Annotated in this window: 18 protein-coding genes; 8 read left to right on the plus strand and 10 right to left on the minus strand. The window is 65.5% G+C overall.

The window, feature by feature from the left end:
* Positions 1–468: a hypothetical protein gene (locus C8J45_RS01590; RefSeq protein WP_107961633.1), complete on the minus strand. Its 468-nt coding sequence runs from the start codon at positions 466–468 to the stop codon at positions 1–3.
* A 76-nt stretch (positions 469–544) separates the two neighbouring features.
* Here C8J45_RS01590 and C8J45_RS01595 point away from each other — a divergent pair, with 76 nt between their 5' ends.
* From C8J45_RS01595 to zwf, 4 genes are all read left to right on the plus strand, one after another.
* Positions 545–2,017 (plus strand): FAD-binding oxidoreductase, encoded by a 1,473-nt coding sequence (locus tag C8J45_RS01595; protein WP_258191222.1) that lies wholly within the window; start codon positions 545–547, stop codon positions 2,015–2,017.
* 62 nt (positions 2,018–2,079) lie between these two features.
* Entirely contained in the window at positions 2,080–2,865 is a 786-nt protein-coding gene (locus C8J45_RS01600) for a SapC family protein (protein ID WP_107961635.1), read from the plus strand.
* A gap of 244 nt (positions 2,866–3,109) precedes the next feature.
* Positions 3,110–4,657 carry a sodium:proton antiporter gene (locus C8J45_RS01605; RefSeq protein WP_107961636.1) on the plus strand — a complete coding sequence of 516 codons (1,548 nt, stop codon included), beginning with the start codon at positions 3,110–3,112 and terminating at the stop codon, positions 4,655–4,657.
* An 83-nt stretch (positions 4,658–4,740) separates the two neighbouring features.
* Positions 4,741–6,240, plus strand: a complete 1,500-nt coding sequence (zwf, locus tag C8J45_RS01610) for a glucose-6-phosphate dehydrogenase (RefSeq protein WP_258191223.1) — start codon at positions 4,741–4,743, stop codon at positions 6,238–6,240.
* Positions 6,241–6,359: 119 nt separating this feature from the next.
* On the opposite strand, the gene C8J45_RS01615 is transcribed toward zwf, so the two are convergent.
* Both C8J45_RS01615 and C8J45_RS01620 read right to left on the minus strand, forming a co-directional pair.
* A complete protein-coding gene (locus tag C8J45_RS01615) occupies positions 6,360–6,647 on the minus strand; it encodes a hypothetical protein (protein ID WP_056047554.1) in 288 nt (95 codons plus the stop codon).
* A gap of 52 nt (positions 6,648–6,699) precedes the next feature.
* Positions 6,700–6,930, minus strand: coding sequence for a hypothetical protein (locus C8J45_RS01620; RefSeq protein ID WP_056047557.1), 231 nt, complete (start codon positions 6,928–6,930; stop codon positions 6,700–6,702).
* A gap of 118 nt (positions 6,931–7,048) precedes the next feature.
* Here C8J45_RS01620 and C8J45_RS01625 point away from each other — a divergent pair, with 118 nt between their 5' ends.
* Positions 7,049–8,110, plus strand: coding sequence for an SDR family oxidoreductase (locus C8J45_RS01625; protein ID WP_107961638.1), 1,062 nt, complete (start codon positions 7,049–7,051; stop codon positions 8,108–8,110).
* A 169-nt stretch (positions 8,111–8,279) separates the two neighbouring features.
* Here C8J45_RS01625 and C8J45_RS01630 read toward each other — a convergent pair whose 3' ends face one another.
* On the minus strand, positions 8,280–10,667 hold the full coding sequence (locus C8J45_RS01630; protein ID WP_258191224.1) for a hypothetical protein: 2,388 nt from the start codon (positions 10,665–10,667) through the stop codon (positions 8,280–8,282).
* A 329-nt stretch (positions 10,668–10,996) separates the two neighbouring features.
* Here C8J45_RS01630 and C8J45_RS19505 point away from each other — a divergent pair, with 329 nt between their 5' ends.
* A complete protein-coding gene (locus C8J45_RS19505) occupies positions 10,997–12,301 on the plus strand; it encodes a hypothetical protein (protein ID WP_258191225.1) in 1,305 nt (434 codons plus the stop codon).
* Between the two features lie 302 nt (positions 12,302–12,603).
* Here the strand turns inward: C8J45_RS19505 and rplL are convergent, their stop codons facing one another.
* A complete protein-coding gene (gene rplL, locus C8J45_RS01645) occupies positions 12,604–12,978 on the minus strand; it encodes a 50S ribosomal protein L7/L12 (RefSeq protein ID WP_056047577.1) in 375 nt (124 codons plus the stop codon).
* 64 nt (positions 12,979–13,042) lie between these two features.
* Positions 13,043–13,558: a 50S ribosomal protein L10 gene (gene rplJ, locus C8J45_RS01650; RefSeq protein ID WP_055879768.1), complete on the minus strand. Its 516-nt coding sequence runs from the start codon at positions 13,556–13,558 to the stop codon at positions 13,043–13,045.
* Between the two features lie 580 nt (positions 13,559–14,138).
* Between rplJ and C8J45_RS01655 the strand changes: the two genes are divergently transcribed.
* Together C8J45_RS01655 and C8J45_RS01660 are read left to right on the plus strand one after the other, a co-directional pair.
* Positions 14,139–14,426, plus strand: a complete 288-nt coding sequence (locus tag C8J45_RS01655) for a hypothetical protein (protein WP_107961640.1) — start codon at positions 14,139–14,141, stop codon at positions 14,424–14,426.
* Positions 14,423–15,658 (plus strand): hypothetical protein, encoded by a 1,236-nt coding sequence (locus C8J45_RS01660; RefSeq protein ID WP_146168551.1) that lies wholly within the window; start codon positions 14,423–14,425, stop codon positions 15,656–15,658. Before C8J45_RS01655 ends, C8J45_RS01660 begins: the two co-directional genes overlap by 4 nt.
* Positions 15,659–15,923: 265 nt before the next feature.
* On the opposite strand, the gene rplA is transcribed toward C8J45_RS01660, so the two are convergent.
* From rplA to C8J45_RS01680, 4 genes are all read right to left on the minus strand, one after another.
* Positions 15,924–16,616: a 50S ribosomal protein L1 gene (gene rplA / locus C8J45_RS01665; protein ID WP_056047582.1), complete on the minus strand. Its 693-nt coding sequence runs from the start codon at positions 16,614–16,616 to the stop codon at positions 15,924–15,926.
* A 4-nt stretch (positions 16,617–16,620) separates the two neighbouring features.
* Positions 16,621–17,052 (minus strand): 50S ribosomal protein L11, encoded by a 432-nt coding sequence (rplK, locus tag C8J45_RS01670; RefSeq protein ID WP_056047586.1) that lies wholly within the window; start codon positions 17,050–17,052, stop codon positions 16,621–16,623.
* 196 nt (positions 17,053–17,248) lie between these two features.
* Positions 17,249–17,536, minus strand: coding sequence for a DUF1508 domain-containing protein (locus C8J45_RS01675; protein ID WP_107961642.1), 288 nt, complete (start codon positions 17,534–17,536; stop codon positions 17,249–17,251).
* The gene (locus tag C8J45_RS01680; RefSeq protein ID WP_181321061.1) at positions 17,526–18,716 is read right to left on the minus strand and encodes an EAL domain-containing protein; all 1,191 of its coding nucleotides are present in this window, start codon (positions 18,714–18,716) and stop codon (positions 17,526–17,528) included. Before C8J45_RS01680 ends, C8J45_RS01675 begins: the two co-directional genes overlap by 11 nt.
* Positions 18,717–19,265 lie beyond the last annotated feature (549 nt).

A 19,265-nucleotide genomic window follows, 5' to 3' on the forward strand; every position in this document is an offset into this window, starting at 1 on the left:
CTACTTCTTCGCCCGCAAACTCTTGAACCCCTCGATCTCGCAGCGTGCACCCGATCGCATCCGGATCGCATCGCGGTCCTTGCAGATCATCCCGTCCGGGCCCGGCCTCAAGTAAAACCCCGAATAATAATCGAGCGGCTTGCAGTCGCCGTCGAGCCGCGCGCGCAACCGCGTCGTGTCGTCCATGACCAGGTCGACCGCGCCGTCCTTATTGAGCATCGCGCCGGCAATCTCGTCGACCGCGATGCATTTGGGGCCCTTATGCTCCTTCCACTCGGTCGGCGGCGCGTAGGTGCGGACGGGGGCCCGGCTCATCCTGGGCACGCGGATGATGATGCGTTCGTGGATCGAGACCTGCGCGATCTGCAGGCCATCGAGCCTGAATCTGGGCGAAGGGACATCGCGCATCGCCATGGCGAAGGGACCCGCAAGCGCGAGCAGGGTGGCGGGTATCGCGGGATGAATCATGGTGTCTGGATCATGCTGACGTAATCGTTAGGGCCTATCGTTGAACGCGCGATGAATTTTGTCTAGCGCCTCGTGCATGGCCGAAATTCAGTCAGCAATCCTGACGCCTTCGCAGGCGACAATGCTCGAATCGCTTGCCTCGCGGCTCGACGCGAAGGCGATCGTCACCGACGCGACCGATATCGACCCCTGGCTGCACGACTGGCGCGGCCGCTTCCACGGCGCCGCGCCCGCAATGCTCGCGCCGACTTCGACCGCCGAGGTCGCGCTGATCGTCGCGGCTGCCGCCGAGCACCGCGTGTCGCTGGTCGCGCAAGGTGGCAACACCTCGATGGTCGGCGGCGCGACCGCCCCCGCCGACGGCAGCGCGCTGATCCTGTCGCTGCGCCGCCTGAACCGCATCCGCAGCCTCGACGCCGACGCCGGTCTCGCCATCGCCGAGGCCGGCGTGATCCTCGCCGACCTCGACGGCGCGGCGCAAGGGCAGGGGCGGCGCTTCCCGCTGACGCTCGGCGCACGCGGCACGGCGACGATCGGCGGGCTCGTCTCGACCAACGCGGGCGGCACGCAGGTGCTCAAGTTCGGCACCATGCGCGGCCTCGTCGCAGGCGTCGAGGCGGTGCTCGCCGATGGCAGCATCTACGACGGCCTGTCCGCGCTGAAGAAGGACAATCGCGGCTACGATCTCGACCAGCTTTTCATCGGCGCGGAAGGCACGCTGGCGATCGTCACTGCCGCCACGCTCCGCTTGGCCCCCGCAATCGCAGCGCGTGGCACGGCGTGGGTCGGCATCGGCTCGCCCCAGGCGGCACTCAAACTCCTGCGCACGATGCAGGCGAAGACCGACGCGATCGAGAGCTTCGAGATCCTCCCCGCCGAGTCGCTCGACGCCGCCATCGCGCACCTCCCGAACGCCCGCGCGCCGCTCGCCGGCCGCCACCCCTGGCACCTCCTGATCGAGGCGACATCGGCCACCACCGAAGGCGAGTCCCCGTCCGCGCTCCTCGAACGCCTGCTCGGCAAAGCGCTCGAGGACGGCGCGATCGAAGACGCGACGATCGCCACCAGCGAAGCCCAGTCCACCGCGTTCTGGCTGCTCCGCGACTCACTCTCCGCCGCCGAACGTGCGCTCGGCCCCGCAACGCAGCACGACATCTCGATCCCCGTGGAGACGATGCCACGCTTCATGATCGAGGCGGCGGCGGCGTGCGATGCGCGCTTCCCCGGCACGCACGCCAGCGGATTCGGCCATCTCGGCGACGGCAACGTCCATTTCCATGTCCGCGCCGCGCCCGGCACCGACCCTTCGCATTGGTATGCCGAGGACGCGCCGGTCGTCACCCGCTTCGTCGGCGACCTCGTCGTCGCGGCCGGAGGCTCGATCTCGGCGGAGCACGGCATCGGCCAGATGAAGCGCGACGAACTCGAACGCCTCTCGTCGCCCGCGCGCATGACTGCACTCAGGGCGATCAAGTCCGCGCTCGATCCGCTCGGCATCCTCAACCCCGGCAAGCTCGTCACACTTGCACGCCTGCCCGGCGCACCATAGAGCCTCGCCCCAATCGGTGGCATGAGCCACCGGCATTTCGACCGACCGATCCGGAGAGTAACATGGCCAGCACCGCCCAGCTTCCGCTTTTCTATAATGGCCTCGAGCCGCTTTCGAGCGACACGCACGCGAACTACAAGGTCCGCCCGCAGGACAGCGCGCCGTTCCTGGTCGGCCAGCACGCGATCCCGATCACCGTCGACGAGTTTCCGCTGGTCCAGCGTCACATGCCGATCGTCTTCTCGGCCGGTGACGACGCGATCCCGCTCGCGCTGATGGGCCTGAACGAGGGCGTCAACGTGTTCGTCGGCGACGACGGCAAGCTGACCGAGAACACGTTCTACGTGCCGGCATACGTCCGCCGCTACCCGTACATGCTCGCGCGTCTGCACCCCGATGCGCAGGAACTGTCGCTCTGCTTCGATCCGACCTCGCAGGCGATCGGTGATTTCGAGGACGGCGATGCACTGTTCGAGAACGGCCAGCCGACCGAGCTGACCAAGAACATCCTCGGCTTCAACGAGTCGTTCGAGCAGGCCGGCGCGCGCACGCAGAACTTCATGAACGAGCTGCGCGAGCTCGAGTTGCTGATGGACGGCGAAGTCACGATCCAGCCCGACGGCGCCGACCAGCCGTTCGTCTATCGCGGCTTCCAGATGATCAACGAGGAAAAGCTGATCGACCTGCGCGGCGACGCGCTTCGCAAGATGAGCAAGTCGGGCATGCTTCCGCTGCTGTACGCACACCTGTTCTCGCTGTCGCTTATGCGCGACATCTTCGCGCGTCAGGCACAGCTCGGCATGACCCCGCAGCAGCAGATGCCGGCACCGGCGCAGTTCAACGTCTGATAGCGAAAACGGGAGGCCGCGAAAATTATTTGGGGTGCGGTGCAGCAGGGGTTGAACCAAAACGGCGCTCACCCATTTAGATCCTGTACGGCATCGTGTCCCCCCCTTTCGCGGCGCCGTACGGGACGCTTCTAGCGTCCCTCCTCCCTGAACCTAGGCCACTCCGTGCGACACGCACGGGGTGGTTTTTTTTGGCCTGCGCGATGCGCCGGGCCCGTCCGCTCCTCCCACCCGTTGCGTGCCCGTGGAATTATTCGAAAGTCTCGACGTTATCCTGCTCGCCGCGCTGGTCCTGTTGATCCTCGCGCGCAAGTTGAACGTGCCGTACCCGACCTTGCTGGCGGTGGCCGGGATCGCCTTTGCGGCGTTGCCGTTCGCGCCGAAGATCACGGTCGAGCCGCACCTAGCGCTGGCCTTGTTCATCGCACCTGCGTTGCTCCACGCCGCGTATCACACCAGCCCGCGCGCCTTGCGGCGACACTGGTTCCCACTGCTGAGCCTCGCCGTGTTCGCGGTACTCGTCACCGCCGCGGCGGTTGCATTGGTCGGCGTGACGCTCGGCGGACTGCCGCTCGCGGCCGCGTTCGCGCTGGGGGCGATCGTCGCGCCGCCCGACGCCGCCGCTTCGGAAGCGGTGCTCGGCGAAGTCGGCATCCCGCGCCGCGGCCTGTTGCTGCTGCAGGGGGAGAGCCTTCTCAACGACGCCACGGCGCTGTTGTTGTTCGGACTCGCGGTGGCCTTCGCGACGCATTCCGACACGCCGGTGACTCCGCTAGCGCTCGCCGCCGCGGTCCCGGGCGGGATCGTCCTCGGCGTCATCGCCTCGTGGCTGTATCTCCGCGTGACGCCGCTGTTCGCGCGGACGCTCGGCGCGAGCCTCGCCGATTTCGCGGTGACGTTCGGGATCTGGCTGCTCGCCGAGCGGCTGCATATCTCGCCGGTGCTCGCGGTCGTGACGTTCGGGATGATCGTGTCGCAGCGCCGCCCGATCGGCCAGCCTGCACGCGATCGTTTGCAGGGCGCGGCGGTATGGTCGGCGGCGGTCCTTGTCCTCAACATCATCGCGTTCGCGCTGATGGGGCTGCAGTCGCGCGACGTGCTGGTCGGCCTGCCTGCCGCCGAGCGCTGGCCCGCGATCGGGTTCGCCGCCGCGGTGCTGGCGACCGTGCTCGTCACGCGTATCGCGTGGGTGTTCTTCGTACGGTTCGTCGAGGGCGTGATCGCCAGCCGCTACGCGCCGTCCTGGCTGCCCAAGCCGCCCCCGTGGAATGCGTCGATCATCCTGTCCTGGTCGGGCATGCGGGGTTTGCTGACGCTCGCGACCGCGTTCGCGCTGCCGCGGTCGGTACCGGGGCGCGACCTGATCGTGCTCGCCGCGTTCGCCGTCGTGATCGGTACGCTCGTGCTGCAAGGGCTAACGCTCGGCCCGCTGATCCGCCGTCTAGATCTCGGCGAGGATACCGGGCTGGCCGATGAGATCGCCCCCGCGCGCAAGCGACTGATCGATGCAGGGCTAGCCGTACTGCCCGCGCGCGAAGGTGCGGCGGCGGACGCGCTGCGCTTCCGCTACGGCGCGGCGGGCAAGGTCACCGCCGAGGCGGACGATCCGCAGGCAACCTCGGAATTCGACGAACTCCACCTCGAGATGATCGCCTGCCAGCGCGTCGTGCTCCACGAAATGCGCGACAAGGGCGAGGTAGCGGAGGACGTCTATCGCCGCCTCCAGGAGGAACTCGACTGGGCGGAGGTCGACGCGCGCGCGTTCGGCGACAACATCCTCACGGCGACCTGAGTGCGCGCGCGGAACATCGGCACGCGCTACGCTGTTTGAAGAAATCACCACAGAAAGGGTCGATGCATGTCCGAGGCGAATTCGTGAGCAAGTCCGTGAAGCCCGCCCCGCCGACGACGCTCGTGATCTTCGGCGCCTTCGGTGACCTGACCCGCCGCCTGCTGATGCCGGCGCTGATCAACATGACCCGGCTCGGGCTGGTCGGTAACGATTTCCACGTCCTCGGCGTCGGCATCGACGAAGGCAACGACCAGTCGTTGCGCGAGGCGCTCGGCACGTTCGATGCGAAGGGCGGAGAGGGGGCCGGCGAGAAGGGCGACGCCTGGGCGCGGCTCAAGGACCGCGTCGGCTACCTCCAGGGTGATTTCACGAAAGACGAGGTTTACGAACAACTAAAGGGACGCGTGAAGGGCAACGTCGCGTTCTACTTCGCGGTGCCGGCCAAATTCTTCGGTGACATCGTCGACAAGCTCGCCGATCACGGCTTGATGGCGGAAGCGCCGCACGCGTTCCGCCGGATCGCGATCGAGAAGCCGTTCGGGCACGACTTGGCCTCAGCACAGGCGCTCAACGCGCGTATCCTGTCCAAGGTCGGGGAGGCGCAGGTCTACCGGATCGATCATTTCCTCGGCAAGGAAACGGTGCAGAACATCATGACCGCGCGGTTCGCGAACATGATGATCGAGCGCGTCTGGAATTCGGACTGCATCGCGCACGTCCAGATCACCGCCGCCGAGACGGTCGACGTCGGCACCCGCGGCAAGTTCTACGACGGCACCGGCGCGCTGCGCGACATGGTCCCCAACCACCTGTTCCAGCTGCTCGCAATGGTCGCGATGGAGCCGCCCGCGAGCTTCGATGCCGAGGCGATCCGCAACGAAAAGGGCAAGGTGCTCAAAGCCGTCCGGGTCTATTCGCCCGGCAAGGCGAAGCGCAACGGCGTCCGCGGCCAGTATACCGCGGGAACAGTGAAGGGGGTGGATGTCCCCGCCTACACCGCCTCGCCCGACGTCGCGTCGGACAGCCGGACCGAGACCTATGTCGCGCTCAAGCTGATGGTCGACACCTGGCGCTGGGCGGGCGTGCCGTTCTACCTGCGCACCGGCAAGGCGATGACCTGTCGCGACACCGAGATCGCGATCACCTTCAAGCCAGTCCCGTTCGCGTCGTTCCCCGGAGCCGCCGCCGACATGCTGCCGCCCAACCGCCTGATCATCCAGATCCAGCCCGACGAGGGGCTGAGCATGGACATCAACATCAAGCGACCCGGCCTGGAAGTCGCCACCGCGCCGATCGCGCTCGATTTCCGGTACGCCGACGAATTCGATATCGGTCACCTGACCGGGTATGAGTCGCTGATCTACGACCTGTTCGTTGGCGACCAGACGCTGTTCCAGCGCGCGGACGCGATCGAGGCGGGCTGGGCCGCGGTGCAGTCGTTCCTCGACCTCTGGGCGCATGACGCGAGTAAGCCGGAACCCTACGAGGCAGGCACGCTAGGCCCCGCGGCGGCAGATGCCCTTCTAGCGCATGACGACCACACCTGGCACGAACTTGCCCCGGCAGGGCAGACGGTGCCGTAACTCATCCCTCACTGTTCTCCCGCGAAAGCGGGAGCCCAGGGTCTCAAACGATGGTGCTCGTGACCCTGGACCCCCGCCTCCGCGGGGGAACAGCATTGGTCGGGACCATCAATGAGCGCTCAAACCCGCTCGGTCAGCTCGATCTCGCCCTCGACTTCCATCTCGTCCTCGTCGCCCATCTCGTCCATGTCGGGCATCGTGAAGTCCGCCTTCCAGTCATAGACCTTCTCGACCCCGCCCTGCACCCAGACGCGCACGGCACCCGAGGTGATCTCGCCACCCATCGCACCGACGAAATCCGCTACCAGCGAATCCGCCGCATCCTCGTGGTCGGTCGCGCCGGGGATCGTCGCGGCGGTCATCTCTTCATCGAGTTCGATGATCTGCGCCCAATATTGCTTCGCCATGTGTCGCTCCTGCGTAGATAAAAGGCCGTCAGCCGGGGTATATGAGACGCCGTCAGCCGGCGGTGATGATAGGATGATCCTCGCGCAGCCGGTCCGCCAGCCGCTCGACCGCGTCGACTTCGCTCGCGCTGCCCGACGGCGTCACCGCCCAGTTGCAATGCGCGTGCGTCGCGAGGCTGTAGACCTTCACGTCGCCGACGATCAGCCGCCACCGTCGCCGGTCGCCGCTATTGTACCGGACGAGGTTGGTCACGAACAGGCTCTGGAGATCCGATGCGGTCATCCGCGCCCCATAGCGACAAGTGCCCGCCTGCCGCCACCGCAAACGGCCGCCGATGGATCCCTTCCAAAATACAGCGCGTTTGGGATCGGAACAGATCATTAAACTACGGGAATTGCGCATGGCCAAGACGGCATTGGTAGTGGGAACGAGCGGGATCGTCGGCAGCGCGACCGCCGCGGCGTTGGTGAAGGCGGGCTGGACCGTTCACGGACTCGCGCGGCGCCCGACCGAACAGGACGGCGTGCAGCCGGTCGCGGCGGACCTTCAGGATCCCGCCAGTCTCGAAAAGGCGCTCACCGGCCTCAAGCCCGATGCGGTATTCGTTGCCACGTGGTCGCGCCAGGACAGCGAGGCTGAGAACATCCGCGTCAACGGCGGCATGGTTCGCAACCTGCTCGGCGCGTTGTCGCCAGCGGGCAGCGTCGGCCACGTCGCCCTCGTGACCGGCCTGAAGCACTACCTCGGACCGTTCGAGGCGTACGGCAAGGGCGTCCTGCCGCAGACGCCGTTCCGCGAGGAGCAGGGCCGCCTGGACGTCGAGAACTTCTACTACGCGCAGGAAGACGCCGTATTCGAGGCGGCGGAACGCGACGGTTTCGGCTGGAGCGTCCACCGCCCGCACACGATCATCGGCAAGGCGGTCGGCAACGCGATGAACATGGGCACCACTCTCGCGGTCTACGCGACCTTATGCCGCGAAACCGGCCGCCCGTTCCGCTTCCCCGGCTCGGCCGCGCAGTGGAACGGCCTCACCGACATGACCAGCGCGACGATGCTCGCCGATCACCTCATCTGGGCCGCGACCACCCCTGAAGCGCGCAACGAGGCGTTCAACGTCGTCAACGGCGACGTCTTCCGCTGGAGCTGGATGTGGGGCCGCATCGCCGAATGGTTCGGGATCGAGCCAGCCCCGTTCGACGGCACCATCCTCACGCTCGACGAGCAGATGAAGGATGACGCCGGCATCTGGCGCGAGATCGCCGCGCGCGAAGGTCTGGCGGAAGCCGACCTGTCGCGGCTCGCCTCGCCATGGCATACCGACGCCGATCTCGGCCGCCCGATCGAGGTGGTCACGGACATGGGCAAAAGCCGCCGCCTGGGGTTCAAGGAATACCAGCCGACCGACGATGCGTTCTTCGACCTGTTCGCGGAACTGCGTGCCGACCGCCTGATCCCGTAACCTTGTGGCGGGGTGGAACCGACTATCGAAATCCTCCCCCGCCAGGGGGAGGTGGCTGGCCCTTGCCAGACGGAGGGGGCGGTAAGGGCAACCACCGTTGCGTGTTCCTCCCCCTCCGTCACCTTCGGTGCCACCTCCCCCTGGCGGGGGAGGAATTCGAAGGGGGAAGTCAGCTTTTAACCGCCACCGTCGCCACCACCGCCGGATCATCCCGAAGCTTCAGATACAGCGCCCCGCCAGCCGGCTTGGGCACAATCAGCGAAGCCCCGGTAAACCCCTCCGGCACCCGCACCGCATCCGCAAACCCCGCATTCGCCGCCACCGAGTCGATCAGGAACAGTTCGCTCCCCGCCAGCGAACACACGTCCTTGCACGTCACCCCAGCCAGCGCCGGCACGCGCACCAGGCTCGTCAACGGCACCCAGTCGCCCGCAACGCCGTCCTGCACCAGTCGCCACCGCAGCGGCCCATGCGCGGACACGCCCAGCGCCTTGCCTGGCTCGACCGAAACGACCGCGATCCGCTCGTCCTGCACGGTCAGCCCGCGCCCCGACGCGACGCTCGTCGTCGGCCCACCGGCAACCGCACCGATCTCGACGCTGTCCCCCGCCGCAAACCGCGTCGTCCCCTCGGCACGCAGCGAGAAGGTGATCCGGGCATCCTGCGCGATCGCCGTATCGCCGGCCAGCACGACGGGAAGCCCGGGGGAGGGGGGCGCCACCACACTCTTGGCGATCAGCGTCGCCTTGGGCCGCGCCGCCGCGACGGTGAACTTCACCGACCGCTTCCGCCCATCGGTCAGCGTGACAAGCGCGGTCTTCGCCTGACCGGCTGTAAACGTCGGCGCCGCATCCGCGGTCAATCCCAGCAGATCGCCCTTGTCCGCACGCACCACGTCGCCCGGCTTGAACGCTACCCCATCGACCGTCATCGACGCGACCAGATCGAGCCGCGTTCCCGCCAGCGTCCCCGCCGCGTCACCCGCATACAGCGTCAGGCCATCGATCCGCCCCGCCTCGGCGAGGGCAGTCAGCGCGATCTTCTCCGGCGCCTCGACCCCGTATTGCTTGACCAGCAGCGTCAATTTCCCCGGCGCGGTCTTCGCGAGTGGCAGCGTCAGTCCGATCCGGTCGCCAGTCGTCGTCCAAGCCAGCGGCACCTCCTCCGAGGCTCCAACCAGCGTCACCGCCTCGACGCAGCTCGGCGTCGGTCCCGCCAACGCCACCGAATTGTCGCGCCCAACCACCAAGTTCTCAGGATCGGTATCGACCATCGTCCACCCGCCGGCGCGCGGCACCTGCAAGCGGAACCGTGGCCCATCGAACGGCGTGAAGCCCCAGCGCCCGTGCAACGTCGCATCGGTCACCGAACTCAAGCCCGCGGTCTGCATGCCGACCTGATCGAGCACGTAGCCGCCCCGCTCGGCATCGGCCTGAACGGGCAACTCCACCACGCCCCCTTGCGGCGTCGTCACCCGCAAGCTCATGTCGTGCGCGAACTTGGTCGCATAGATCAGCGGCGCCCCCTCGACCGGCAGCACCAGATCGGGCTTGGCCGCACAGACCAGCCGGTCCGCCTCCGCGCGCCGCATCGTCGGCGTCTGCGGCGCACCCGTCTCGATCACCGGCATCGCCACGACCATCACCGACTTCGGGCTGGCGAACGACGGCGCCGCATTCAGCAACAGTGCCAGCCGATCGTCATGCGCCCGCGCCAGTGCCGGAATATACCGGAACTGCGTCGTCTGGAACGCGCCGAAGATCTTCGCCAGATCACGCACCACGCCGATATACGGGCTGTAATAGCCAAGCCCGCCCTCCGGCGTCGCGCTCAGTTGCAGCGCCAGATCGGTCGGCGCGCCCACCAGAGTATCCGCCAGCGTCGAACTCTGGCCATCCGCCAGCACCAGCGAATCGCGGCTCTGCGTCAGGCAGGAGGCTTGCAGGTCCGCCGCGAGATCGAGGCACTCCGCCTTCAACTTGATCGCCAGACTGCGCGACAGCAGCGGCGACACCGCCTCGATCCGCTCCGGCCGCGTCCGCTCCAGCGCATGGATCCCGTCGAGAAACGCATCGAGCCGCGCCCGATCCAGCGACGCCTGATCCAGATCCTGCACCGCTCGCACGAACGCCCCCGGCTGCTTGCGCACCGCCGACACGACAGCATCGAACCCGCCGCTTTCCGGTACCAGGAACACCACCAGTTGCCGCGCGCCCTCCGGTACCGTCAACGCCAGCGCGTTCTTCTTCGCCTTCCACGTCTCGGCCTTGAAGAACCACGACTTCGGCGGCGGCTCGGTCGCCCCGCGCAGGAATGCCGCGACGAGCAGATAGCGCGCGCCATCGTCCTTCTTGCCGATGGCCAGATCCGCCGCGATCGACACGCGGTCGCCGGTCGCGAGTCTCGGCACCTGCGCGATCGGCAACGTCGTCGTCCCATGCGTCACCCCGACGCGTAGGCTCGGCCCGGTCAGGTCGAACGGTGCCGGATCGGCGCGCGCAGCCAAGGGCACCAGCGCAGCAGCCAGCGCGCAGAACGGAAGAAATCGAAGCATCATCACAGGCGATCTCGTCGTCGGAAGCATGACAGATGGCCTGAACCGGTGTCGAGAATAGGGCAAGGTAGACGAGCCGGTGCGACACGCGCGCATGCCTGCGGTCCGGTCCGCCGCCGACGATGCGACGGCAATGGCAGCCGCGAGAAGACCGGAGATATCGAGTTCGTGTTGGGAACGGTAGAGCGCTGCCAATATCCGGGGAAGTTCAAGGCCGGTCACGTTTCACCGCTACCCAGGCGCGACTCGTCGCATCGCGGGTTGCCGTCGGACGTCGTTCAGCCTCCCCCGCGCACAACGCCGCGACGACCGCGCGCAGGGGATTTTCGACGATGACGACCGATCGCGGGGCGCTTGCCGCCCTGCTCGCCACCATGATCTTGCCGGTTTTGGTAGCGGGCCCGGCGATGGCGCAGACCGAGCAGACCGCCCCGGTCCGCGGCCTGGAGGGGTTGGCGACACCCGCCCCGCAAACGGATGCAACGGTTCCGATCCCCGATGCGCCGAAGATCGTCCTGCCGACCGAGGCGGCGGCCCCCCGCCGCGCATCCCGCCCGCCCGCTACGGAAAAGGCCGCTACCGAACGCTCGGCTGCGCGCAACGAACCGGCAACACGCCAAACCCGCACCTCGACCGAGCCGACACGCTCGCCCGCACCCACCGAACCCGTACCGGTAGCGACGCCTGAGCCGGCATCGCCTCCACCGCCAGCCGCGACCTCGTCGACGGAGGCCGCCCCGCAGGCTGCCACCTCGCAACCTTCTCCAACGCCGACGCCGACGCCGGTCACGACACAGCCAACGGTAACCGCCCCCGAGACGGGCAGGGCGATGCCGCTCTGGCTTTCGCTCGCAGTGATCGTCGTTGTCCTGGCCGCGCTCTGGCTGCTCCGCCGCAAGCCCCGCAGCCATCGGCGGGACGGCGTAGAGGTCGAAACCGCCGTCGAGCCCACACCGGAACCGTCAGCACCCGAACCTGCCACCGCTTCGGTCATCGCCGCCAGCGTCGCCGCAAACCCAGCCAGATCCGTCGAGCCAATAGCGGTGCCGGTCGCCGCCGCTCTCTCCGAGCCCGCGGCAGCAGCACCGAAATTTCTCGAACCTCGCGCAAAAGCACCGCCCCCGCCGCAGGCCGCTCCCCGGGCGCGCGTCACCTGCGATCTTCGTCCGCTACGCGCCGGTCTCAACCTCCTGAGCGCCACGGTCGAGTGCGAGCTGGTCGTCACCAACACCGGCACCGTGCCCGCCGACGCGATCCGCACCGGTGTCGCGCTCCTCACCGCACATGCCGGTCAGGACACCGATCTCGCGCAGTTCACCGCCGCCCCGATCAGTCGCCCGGCGACGCCGCCGTTCGCGCTGGCACCCGGCGAGACCCGCACGATCCGCACCGTCGTCGCGATCGCCCGCGATGCGATCCGGACGATGACCGCCGCCAATCGGCCGATGTTCGTCCCCGTCGTCGCCACCAACATCCTCTATGCGACCGCCGGCGAAGACGCTCAAACCGCGCGCGCGTGGGTCGTCGGGATCGAACGCGTCGACTCCGCCAAGCTCGCCCCGTTCTGGTTGGACGCCCCTGCTCGCATGTTCACGACGGTCGCAGCCCGACCGCACGCGGCGACGTTCGAACGCTAGGTCGAAGGGTGGGGGGCGGAGATGTCGCTGGCCCCCCCTATTCGTGCTGAAGAGACCGGGTAGCTTCGTAGAAGCGTATCGGGGGCTCGTATCGAAGCACGGGTTCCGCTGAGCAACGTCGTTGCGCGAGAACCCAACATAACCAGACACGAAAAAGGGCGACCCCATCGCTGGGGCCGCCCTTTTTCTTAGCTGCGGCCAGCAGGGGCAAAGCCCCTGCTTCGTCGGTCGGCATGAATGCCGCCGGCCGGCCTTGCGGGGAGTGCGCTTCAGCGTGGCTGAAGCGTCTCTCCCGCTGCGGCTTACTTGACCTCGACGGTCGCGCCAGCTGCTTCGAGCTGAGCCTTGATCTTGGCTGCCTCGTCCTTCGACACGCCTTCCTTGACGGCCTTGGGAGCCGACTCGACCAGCGTCTTGGCTTCGGTCAGGCCGAGCGCGGTGATCGCACGGACTTCCTTGATGACGTTGATCTTCTTGCCACCGTCGCCGGTCAGGATGACGTCGAATTCGGTCTGCTCTTCTGCTGCAGGAGCAGCTGCGCCGCCGCCTGCTGCCGGTGCTGCGACCGCTGCTGCGGCCGAAACGCCCCACTTCTCTTCGAGCAGCTTCGAAAGCTCAGCTGCTTCGAGAACGGTCAGTTCGCTCAGGCTCTCAACGAGCGCGTTCAGGTCTGCCATGATAAATCTCCATCTCGGGGCTCGTGCCCCATCAGTTCAAAAAGGTAACGAAAGGCCTGCAAGATCAGGCGGCTTCCTTCTCCGCGTAGGCGGAAAGCACGCGCGCGAGCTGCGCTGCCGGAGCCTGCGTGATCGTTGCCAGCTTCGTGGCGGGTGCCACGATGAGGCCAACGATCTTGGCACGCAGTTCGTCCAGCGAGGGCAGCGTTGCGAGCGCCTTCACACCGTCGACGTCGAGGGTCGTCGCGCCCATCGCCCCACCCACGATTTCGAACTTGTCGTTCGTCTTCGCGAATTCCACGACCACCTTGGCGGCCGCGACGGGATCGATGGAGCTGGCCAGACCGACCGGACCCGTGAGCATGTCGCCCAGCGAGCTGTAGTCGGTGCCGTCCATTGCGATCTTGGCAAGCTTGTTCTTCGAGACCTTGTAGGTCGCGCCGGCGTCGCGCATCTTGTTCCGCAGCACAGTGGACTGTGCGACGGTCAGGCCGAGGTTGCGCGTGACAACGACGACGCCGACCTCGGAAAAGGTGCGGTTCAGCTCGGCTACGGCCGCGGTCTTTTGATCACGATCCATGCCATTCTCCACGTTTTACGAGTTCACCGCTTGCGCAGTGGACCCGGTTACTAACCGGAGGCGCAGACAAACCCGCGCTTCCGGGGTGTCTCGTCGATGGGGCATGGGAGAGGGGCGGCACGCAGATGGGCCGACAAAATCTCATTCCCCGTCTAGGTGGGAGATTAAGCACCGGCAAACCCTGTGCACCCACTGTCTCGGACGGAGTTCGACGAGCAAGCCCGCCGAACGAAGCCGCGCCTTAGCGGAATTGGCGGGGGAGTCAAGTTCGGCGGGGTCGGCGCGGCCCGGTACGTATCTCGACATGCCGCTAGTGCAATTCGCAGGCTGTCGCGCGAACGCTGACTTGGTTGGCCGGCACTGAACCTCTTGTAGTAACAACAACAAAGGTGTCCGTCGCTCTAATCGTGATAATACAGTATTCGATCCGAAATGGACGATGAAGATCACTGTTGCCAAGATGATGCGCCAAAACCGATCCAATGCATGACTCTAAAAAGGTAAAAGGGCGTAACCTCTGTGTCCAAGATCTCTTAGGCGATGGTGTCGAGAAGATGTTGGGTGGGTAGGAGGTTGGGCGATGTTCGGATTGATACTCAAATATTATCTCTACGGGACCACGGCGGATCCGGTCCAAGTCACGTTGCTTGGTAGCTTTACAAAGCTGATGGCGACGGAGTCGGTCAATCCGTCATTCGCTGCCGCTGCCTGGCCACGAGACGACATCATTCCTCTTGCCCAGCATAATGTTAAATCACAGTTCGGCGGCGGCGTGCTCGAAGCCTTTGTCTGCACGTTGAAGACCAGCAAGTTTGAAGCTGCATTCGATGGCGACGGTAATGCGGACGACGATGGCGGTGCGGAATGAAACGATCCTATCTCCTCGCCGCGCTGTTGCTCGGGGCGTGCGCCCATCCGGAGGACCGCCGTTGGGCAACGCTCGTCTCTAGGACGAGCGACAGCGGCGAAAAGCCAATTGTCGCGGTATATTCGTTCGCTACGCCCAGCGAAGCTCGCCCTCCGACACGATTGCGCGACCTGACCGGAGAGGGGCAGGCGGCATATATCGCGCAAGTGGGTGGCAGGGGTGATGCCGCGGCCCTTCGCAAAAAGCTCGCGATGCCGATCGACGGCGAACACGCTATCGGACCGACGGTGCTACCGGCGTTGGATCGGACGCTGGTCGTCTCGGTTCAGAAGCCGCGTTCCGCCGGTGTCGGGGACCGGTTGATGCACACGACGGTCACGATCGTGCCGGTCGGCAAGGGGTTCGAATTCGCCGGCTATACGATCGCAGCCACCGATAACCGGGTCCAGGATATCGCGAAGCTCTCGACGACGAGCGATGCTTCGCTCGACGTCAGCCTCGCGCCGCCGATCAAGGCGCTGGGCGATGTCGGCATATCGGGCAAGGCATCGCGGAGCCACATGACTAGCGCGGATATCGTCCAGCAATACGAGAAGCTGAACATCGATATCGAGCCTGGCGCGATGACGATCATCCGCGAGAGCGAACGCGGTCTCGATGTCGTCGGCAATACGATAGTCAACCTGACGATCGTCCCCCAGCTTCCGGAAAACGGCAATATACTGGGACAGGTCTTTCTCGCGACCGGGCAGGATTTGACCGAGAACGGTCGCTTGCGGTCCCCGAGCACGGCCTCGATTGACCTCGAACAAGTATCTGTGCCGGCAAAATGCGCGCTGCGCGCAACCGTCACGATGCGCTACCTCATGCGACACGTCGTGTCGGGCGCGGAATATTATACCGAAGGCAAGCAGGCCGTATCGCTCCTCGACGGCGATACCGATCCCGTCCTCCACACGCTCGTGCGCGAAGAGGAAACCCAACCCCGTTTGTGGCAAATCGTCACGGCGAGCGGCCAGGGCCTGACCGTGTCGCCTGCTCCGGGGGCGCAGCACTCCCTGGTATTCGACAATTATTCCTCGGCGCAGGAATTTTCCGCCTGGCTTGGCGCGACGCGCGCCCGGACGATTGGGACGGCGAGAGTACAGTTGCTGGTCAACGATGCGACCATCGCCTCTCCGCCGAGCGTGAGGCCTTATGGGTCAAAGTGCACCGCGGGCGCGGCGTCCTGAGCGAAAGATCCGGCGCCAATTGCGCATCGGCGATTTCGACCCAGCGTCTTCGTTGGCATCGCAACAGCGTGGGCCGATACCTGCGGCAAACACGGACTTTGGCGATGTCGCGGTCGAAGGACGCAAAAAGGGCCGGGATCGCTCCCGGCCCTTTCCTGTCTCTCAGCGGCAGGACGGGAGTAAATCCCGTCCTCGTCGGTCGCGGTTGCCCGCGCCGGCCGCGCTTTCGCCGTCTCGTGGCTAGCTTGCGCTAGCCACGTGCGGCTTACGCGCCAGCAACCTCGGTCGTGTCGACCTTGATGCCTGCACCCATGGTCGACGAGATCGCGACCTTCTGGACGTACTTGCCCTTGGCGCCGGTCGGCTTGGCCTTGACCACTGCGTCGACCAGTGCGTCGAAGTTCGCGCGCAGGTCTTCCGCCGGGAACGACGCCTTGCCGATGCCCGAATGGATGATGCCGGCCTTCTCGACGCGGTACTCGATCTGGCCGCCCTTGGCTGCCTGAACCGCGGCGGCGACGTTCATCGTCACCGTGCCGAGCTTCGGGTTCGGCATCAGGCCCTTGGGACCCAGCACCTTACCGAGGCGACCGACGATGCCCATCATGTCCGGGGTCGCGATGCAGCGATCGAAATCGATCGTGCCACCCTGGATGATTTCCATCAGGTCTTCGGCGCCGACGACGTCTGCGCCTGCTGCGAGGGCTTCTTCAGCCTTCGCGCCGCGGGCGAACACGCCGACGCGGACGGTCTTGCCGGTGCCCTTGGGCAGCGTGACGACGCCGCGGACCATCTGGTCTGCGTGACGCGGATCGACGCCCAGGTTCAGCGCGACTTCGATCGTCTCGTCGAACTTCGACGTGGCGCCCGACCGTGCGAGACCGATAGCCTCGTCGATGCCGTGCAGCTTGACGAGGTCGACCGTGACGGCCTTCTGCTTCTTGCTCAGCTTAGCCATGATATCAGCCCTCCACCACTTCGAGGCCCATTGCGCGGGCGCTGCCTTCGATGATCTTCGTCGCAGCGTCGATATCGTTGGCGTTGAGGTCCTTCATCTTCGTCGTGGCGATCTCGCTCAGCTGGCTGCGCTTGATCGTGCCGGCGACGACCTTGCCCGGCTCCTTCGAACCCGACTTGAGACCAGCGGCCTCCTTGATCAGGTACGATGCTGGCGGCGTCTTGGTCTCGAACGAGAACGAGCGATCCGCATAGACCGTGATGACGGTCGGGATCGGCATGCCCTTCTTCAGTTCGCTCGTGCCGGCGTTGAACGCCTTGCAGAACTCCATGATGTTCACGCCGCGCTGACCCAGCGCAGGCCCGATCGGCGGCGCGGGCTTTGCCTCGCCTGCAGGGACCTGCAGCTTGATGTATCCGGTAATCTTTTTAGCCATGTCACTCTCTTTATGTGAGCCTAGCGGTGATGGCGGCCGTCTAGCGACAGCCTCCCGCAAATTCCATCAATGAAGGTGGAAGCCGGCGCGCATAGCGTAAAAGCGCGAACGCGGCAACATGAGTCCGCGGGTCGTATCGGCCCGGTAGTCGGTAGAGTATCGGCTGCCGCGGTGAGGCTGGCGGCGGCGTTGCGGCCTATTCGAACACGTCGACCGGCCAGGCGATCTGCCTCGCCGCTGCGTAGCACGCTGCGCGCGACGGATAGCCATCCGAATAGCTGATGAGAGTGCCGTTCTCGTGAAACAGCAGCCACGCCCAGTCACCGGTCAGCACGGGGGGAGGCTTGAGGTCGAGCTCGTCGACCTTGCGGATTTCCAGTTTCATGACGAGTGTTTCCGGTCGTCGAAGATCGGTGTCGGAAGGCAGCGCCGTGTTGCCGGTGGATTTTGCGAGGGCGCGGCCGAACCGACCGTCAGGCGGCATGATGCGACGTGATCGATTGGTACGGTACGGGCTTGCCCCAGTAGAAGCCCTGGCCGCAATCGGCGCCCAGCAGTTCGGCCAGTCCGAGATCCTGTTCGGTCTCGATGCCTTCGATCACGGTTCCGATGTGCCTGCTCCTGCAATAATCGATGATCTCCTTCAGCAGCGACCGGGGAAATTCGCCTTTGCTGCATTTCCGGAAGATCTTGCGGTCGATCTTCACTTCCGAGACCGGCAGGTCGGCGATGCGATCGAAATTGGTCGCCCCCTTGCCGAAATCGTCGAGCGAGATCGGCACGCCCATCCGTCGCAGTTCGTGCATGTTGCTGAGGAGGTTGCCGTCGAGTCCTGAATAGGTGATCTCGGTCAGCTCGATCCCGATCATCCCGGTGGCGACCTGATGTCGTCGCAGCAGGATCGGGATCGCCGCGATGAAGTCGGGATGGGCGAGAACCGCGGCGCTGCAATTGGCCGCGATGGGCACCGGCCGCCCGTCCTTGGTCAGCGCACCCAGCAGTCGCGCCGCCGCTTCCACTGCGAGCAACGTCGCGGCGATCTCCAGCGACAGGATCGTCGATGGCGCGAATATGTGTTCGGGGTTGAGCGACGGACGGTTCCGCAGTCTGGTCAGCGTTTCATACCCCGCGACGCTGCCGGTGCGCAGGTCGCGCTTGACGTGGAACTCATGCGTCAGGTTGGGGAGCAGGCGGCCCTGCTGGATCAGCCACGACAGGAAATGCTGATCGCCCGTGTCGCCGTCGTGATCGTGCCGGACGATCCCGGGCAGTCGATCGGCGATGCTCTGCGCGGTGTAGGGCGCATCGAGCGTATCGACATGCGCGATGTCCGACTGCTCCGCGGCGACCATCGCATCCTGGAAATGAAACCCGGCCCGCAGCACGGTAAGTGCTCCGTCGTAATGATGTTCGTCGAGCAACGCGATGATCGCGTGCCGGTTGGCGATCGATACGTCCGGATTGACGATGACGAGGTCCGGCTGGAACGCGACCCCGGCTCTTTCCTCGCTTGCCATGCCGATCCACGCGACCTTGTGGCCCATCGCTTCGAGCTGGCGATGGACGATGTTGCAGCGCTCGCCCTCATGGTCGAGAAACAGAATCCGATGTCCGAAAGAGATCGGAGTCGAACGAGGCTCTTCCTGCGGCAGTTCTCGTCTCATGATGTTTGTCGATTGCATCGATCACTTTCCACCGGCGAAGTTTTTCACGAGAACGCGTACGGGCCAAAACGGCACGATGCTTTCGCTCGGCAAGAGTATCGGCAACGGCAATTTTGGTGGTCGCTATCACTACATTGGCAATAGCCTGAGAAGGGGCTGAGCCACAGAAGTTAGCGAAATGTAAACCGACCTGGTTAACGCCGGATAGAGGTAAACGCGGTATCCGAACCAAGCCCCGGCCACCCCGCATAACTATATGAAAACATTAGAATGCAACCTATGTTAGGTCGTCAAAATCAATATTTTACAATTAAATATTTCCGAGTGTTACAGGGTGAACTGGCCCCAGACGCGCCTCTCGAGTGCTGCAAAGGATCTGTCCGAAGCAGCCCACGGATCAACGGCATCACCCGACGAGGCCGACCTCGCGAATCAGCTTTGCGGCGGCCGTACGGGATCTGATCGTCACGCACGTGCACCGGGTCTCGCCGGACATCGCCCGACCTGCGAAGAGCCCGCGTAATCGCCACGGGTCATCGCGCATTCGGC

This window comes from Sphingomonas sp. PP-CE-3G-477 (assembly GCF_003050745.1).
In the GTDB taxonomy this organism is placed as follows: domain Bacteria; phylum Pseudomonadota; class Alphaproteobacteria; order Sphingomonadales; family Sphingomonadaceae; genus Sphingomonas.

Excerpts from the sequence above, each read along its gene's own strand:
- rplA (WP_056047582.1), bottom strand. The coding sequence starts at position 16,616 with ATGGCTAAGCTGAGCAAGAAGCAGAAGGCCGTCACGGTCGACCTCGTC.
- C8J45_RS01595 (WP_258191222.1), top strand. The coding sequence starts at position 545 with ATGGCCGAAATTCAGTCAGCAATCCTGACGCCTTCGCAGGCGACAATG.
- C8J45_RS01600 (WP_107961635.1), top strand. The coding sequence starts at position 2,080 with ATGGCCAGCACCGCCCAGCTTCCGCTTTTCTATAATGGCCTCGAGCCG.
- rplJ (WP_055879768.1), bottom strand. The coding sequence starts at position 13,558 with ATGGATCGTGATCAAAAGACCGCGGCCGTAGCCGAGCTGAACCGCACC.
- rplL (WP_056047577.1), bottom strand. The coding sequence starts at position 12,978 with ATGGCAGACCTGAACGCGCTCGTTGAGAGCCTGAGCGAACTGACCGTT.
- C8J45_RS01620 (WP_056047557.1), bottom strand. The coding sequence starts at position 6,930 with ATGACCGCATCGGATCTCCAGAGCCTGTTCGTGACCAACCTCGTCCGG.
- C8J45_RS01590 (WP_107961633.1), bottom strand. The coding sequence starts at position 468 with ATGATTCATCCCGCGATACCCGCCACCCTGCTCGCGCTTGCGGGTCCC.
- C8J45_RS19505 (WP_258191225.1), top strand. The coding sequence starts at position 10,997 with ATGACGACCGATCGCGGGGCGCTTGCCGCCCTGCTCGCCACCATGATC.
- C8J45_RS01615 (WP_056047554.1), bottom strand. The coding sequence starts at position 6,647 with ATGGCGAAGCAATATTGGGCGCAGATCATCGAACTCGATGAAGAGATG.
- C8J45_RS01675 (WP_107961642.1), bottom strand. The coding sequence starts at position 17,536 with ATGCCGCCTGACGGTCGGTTCGGCCGCGCCCTCGCAAAATCCACCGGC.
- C8J45_RS01660 (WP_146168551.1), top strand. The coding sequence starts at position 14,423 with ATGAAACGATCCTATCTCCTCGCCGCGCTGTTGCTCGGGGCGTGCGCC.
- rplK (WP_056047586.1), bottom strand. The coding sequence starts at position 17,052 with ATGGCTAAAAAGATTACCGGATACATCAAGCTGCAGGTCCCTGCAGGC.
- C8J45_RS01625 (WP_107961638.1), top strand. The coding sequence starts at position 7,049 with ATGGCCAAGACGGCATTGGTAGTGGGAACGAGCGGGATCGTCGGCAGC.
- C8J45_RS01630 (WP_258191224.1), bottom strand. The coding sequence starts at position 10,667 with ATGATGCTTCGATTTCTTCCGTTCTGCGCGCTGGCTGCTGCGCTGGTG.
- C8J45_RS01655 (WP_107961640.1), top strand. The coding sequence starts at position 14,139 with ATGTTCGGATTGATACTCAAATATTATCTCTACGGGACCACGGCGGAT.
- C8J45_RS01680 (WP_181321061.1), bottom strand. The coding sequence starts at position 18,716 with ATGAGACGAGAACTGCCGCAGGAAGAGCCTCGTTCGACTCCGATCTCT.